Raw genomic sequence first — 3,525 nt, 5'->3', positions numbered from 1 at the left:
CCCCAGGCCCCGGCCACCGACCCCGACGCGCAAGCACGTACCGGCGAACCCGCCGCCGACCCCGACGCGCAGGCGCGAGCCGGGGAGCCCGCCGCCGGCCCGACAGCGCAGGCGCGGACCCGGGAGCCTGCCGCGGAGCCGACTGCCGGGGCGCGGGGGAAGGCGCTGGCGGCGCCCGGGCCGCCGGTGGCGCGGCTCTCGCCCGCGTCCGTGCAGCTGGGCGAGGGGCGGACCGGCAGGTTCAGGCTCACCTGCACCGGCGCCTGCCGGGTCACCTCGTTCTCCGGGACGAACGGCATCACCGTCGACGGCAACACCTTCGCCGTACGCGCGCCCGCCGAGCGGCCGGGGTGCGCGGGGCCGCCCGTGACCGAGTCGGGCGTGATCACGGTCGGCTGGTCGGGGACCGCCACCGGCGACGGGCAGACCACGGAGGGCACCACCGCCGGCGACGGCACCCTCACCATGATCGTGTCGTGGACCGTCACCACCAACAGAGGAGCGTTCATCCCCGACAGGAACGGAGGCGGTTACTGGAGCAATTGCCCTAAGGGCGAGTGAAACAGGCAAGCATGATGCACCAGCCACGCGTGACGGCCCCGGGCGGCATGCCCGGGGCCGTCACTTGTCAGGCCATCACCTGTCAGAACGCCGTCACCTGTCAGAAGAAGGAGAACCCGGGCTCCGGCTCCGGCAGCGTCAGCTCACGCGGCCCGAGGAACCTGGCGGTGTCCTTCGGCACGTCGCCCAGCGGGGTGCCGAGCACGACGGGGACGGTCACGCCGCTCCTGGACAGGTCGACCGTGACGCCGGCCCCGGTGCCGGTCTCGGCGCTGTAGGAGGCGTCGGTGCCCGCGATCACCAGCCCGATCCTGTGCCCCTTCCTGAAGGTGTAGTCGTGCGGCAGCGTCTGCCACTTGACCTGGGCGTACTTCCCGACGGGCAGCGGCGACGGCCGGCTGGGCGAATGGCGGTTGCGGACGTCGATCCAGCCGCGGGCGACGATCTCCACCGGCCGGTTCGCCACGTTGGTGACGACCTTCTTGTAGCAGCCGTCGTCGGCCGCGGTGCTCTCACCGTGGCAGTCCTCCTCGGCGATCGTGGTGACGCCCTGGCCGCGCCGCCAGTCGAGACGGGTGTCGTCGCCGAAGTCGACGAGCAGGGCGGTCAGGTTCGAGGCGGGCCGGTCGAGCTTGACCCGCAGGTCGGCGACCGGCGTGCCGGACAGGCGCAGGTCGACCGGCAGCTCGCCGGTGGTGTACGCCACCCGCCCCGGCTTGGCCGTGCCGACGTCGGACACCATGTCCGACTCGGTCATGGCCACGTCGGTGAACGTCGCGGTGGCGCGGCGGTCGGGCCGCAGCCCGAGCGTGCCGTCGGCGGCGGGCCGGAGCGTCAGCCCGGCGGCGTGCGGCGCCGGCCAGTCGCGCTGGGTGATCCACTGGGTGGGCCCGACCTGCACGTCGGCCCGCGGCTCGCGCATGATGTCGTTGCGCACGCCGTGCAGCCAGTGGTCGAACCAGCGGTGCAACGTGTCCACCCACACGTCCCGCCGGCCCTCGAAGTCGAACGGGTCCACGTGGCTGTACTGGCCGACCCAGATCTTGCGCGGCACCTTCCGCTCGGCCAGCTCCTGCCACCAGGTGGAGAAGTTGTCCGGCTTGACGTTCAGGTCGTTGGTCGTGTGGACGACGAAGACGCTGGCCCGCACCTTGGAGGCGTCGCCGAGCAGGCCGTCGAGGTAGTCGCGCTCGGCCCAGAAGGGGTTGTAGTCACCGGTGGCGTCGCCGTCGCCGGCGTCCATCCGGTCGCGCACCGCCTGGCACTTGGCCTCGGGGTCGGTGTCGACGTAGTTGGCCAGCCAGGAAGCGTAGTCGTAGTTGTAGACGACCCCGTTGGAGCGCTGGTACTTGTACCAGGAGCTGATCGCCGAGATGGGCACGATCGTCTCCAGGCCGCGCACGCCGGTGGCGGCCACGGCGTTGGCGAGCGTGCCGTCGTACGACTTGCCGATCATCGCGGACTTGCCGGTGGTCCAGTCGGCCACGGCCGGGCTGCCGTCGGCCCGGTAGGCCTTGGCGCGGCCGTTCAGCCAGTCGATGACCGCCTTGCCGCCGAGCACGTCGGCCTTCCCGCCGACGTCGGGACAGCCGTCGGAGCGGGTGGTGCCGAGCATGTCGACGTTCAGGACGGCGTAGCCGCGCGGCACGAAGTAGTTGTCGTAGAACAGGGGGAATTTCGTGACGTTGCCGTCGGCTCCGTACTGCTTCCGCTCCCCCTCGTTGCCGCGTCCGGAGTTGTCGTAGTACGGGCTCTCGTCGATGATCACCGGGACCCGGAGGCCGGGGCCCGACTCCTTGGGCCGGATGACGTCGACGCGCACCCGGTCGAGCCGGCCGTCGGCGTCGCTGTCGACCGTGGACTCGACGTACACGTGCTCGCGGATCGCGTCGGCGTAGGAGAAGACCGGCTGCGTTCGGCCGTTCTCGACGGTGACGGCGGGTCCGGTCGCCGCGCCGGCGGGATTCGCTGTGCTGGTAGCCGCGCCCACCATGAGGGCAGCGGCGATGAGGGCCGGGCGTAATTGTGGCACGCGTGACCTCCGTGGCTGTACCAAAAGTACGAGCAATCTCTCAGAAGCCCGGAAGCCTGACAAGATCTGACCATGCGGGTCGAGAGGATAGGCATGCGGAACGTGGCTCGGACATCACTGGTGGACGCCGCCATCGAGCAGCTGCGCGACCAGATCACCAGCGGCGCGTGGCCGGTGGGCACCAAGCTGCCCTCCGAGAGCCGGCTCGCCGAGACGCTCGGCATGAGCCGTCTGTCGGTGCGCGAGGCGCTGCGGGTGCTGGCCCACGCCGGGTTGCTGGCCACCCGGCAGGGCGACGGCACCTACGTGACGGCGACCGACGAGTCGCAGGTGGCGCTGCGCCGACGGCTGGACCGGGCGGCGGCGATGGACATCATCGACGTGCGGCGCGGCCTGGACCTGGTCGCCGCCCGGCTGGCCGCCGCCCAGCGCACGGCCGACGACCTGGCCGGCATGCGGGAGGCGCTGGCCCGCCGCGACGCCGCCGCCGAGGCGGGCGACCTCGACGCCTTCGCCGACGCGGACGTCGCCTTCCACCTGCACGTCGCGGACGCGGCCCACAACCCGCTGCTCGGCGACCTCTACCGGAGCATGAGCGAGTCGCTGCGCGACAGCGTCCGCGACCTGGGGCAGGCCGCGCTGCGGCCCGACACCTCCCACCACGACCTGCTGGCGGCCATCGAGGCGGGCGACGCCGCGGCGGCCATCGGGGTCTCGGTCGGCATCCTCGACCGCCAGGAGCGCGACCTCTGACGGCGCCTCCTCAGCCGCCGATGGTGATGGTGTCGCTCTTGTCGTCCACCGGCGGCCCGGGGTCGTGCCGGCGGCGCGGCACCCGTACGGCGGCCAGGGCCAGGAGCGCCCCGCCGGCGGCGGCGATCAGCAGCGCGTAGGGCGGGAACCCGCTTCCCTCCCCACCGGCGGCCCCGGCC

The 3,525-nt window shown here is 72.7% G+C and carries 2 protein-coding genes and 1 pseudogene; 2 read left to right on the top strand and 1 reads right to left on the bottom strand.

What is annotated here, in order from left to right; all coding sequences use genetic code 11:
* Positions 1 to 561, top strand: a pseudogene (locus ADY59_RS52170) (hypothetical protein); the annotation flags it as partial.
* 100 nt (positions 562 to 661) lie between these two features.
* Here the strand turns inward: ADY59_RS52170 and ADY59_RS46825 are convergent.
* Positions 662 to 2,593, bottom strand: coding sequence for a Xaa-Pro dipeptidyl-peptidase (locus tag ADY59_RS46825; RefSeq protein ID WP_156326171.1), 1,932 nt, complete (start codon positions 2,591 to 2,593; stop codon positions 662 to 664).
* 93 nt (positions 2,594 to 2,686) lie between these two features.
* On the opposite strand from ADY59_RS46825, the gene ADY59_RS46820 reads away from it, so the two are divergent.
* Entirely contained in the window at positions 2,687 to 3,346 is a 660-nt protein-coding gene (locus tag ADY59_RS46820; RefSeq protein WP_049577701.1) for a FadR/GntR family transcriptional regulator, read from the top strand.
* Positions 3,347 to 3,525 lie beyond the last annotated feature (179 nt).

Source organism: Nonomuraea sp. SBT364 (assembly GCF_001083785.1).
GTDB lineage: Bacteria > Actinomycetota > Actinomycetes > Streptosporangiales > Streptosporangiaceae > Nonomuraea.
Note: the sequence above shows the minus strand (reverse complement) of the source record. Positions and strands in the feature narration are given on the sequence as shown.

Bases quoted from the DNA above. Each gene is read 5' to 3' on its own strand.
- ADY59_RS46820 (WP_049577701.1), top strand. From the start codon at position 2,687: ATGCGGAACGTGGCTCGGACATCACTGGTGGACGCCGCCATCGAGCAG.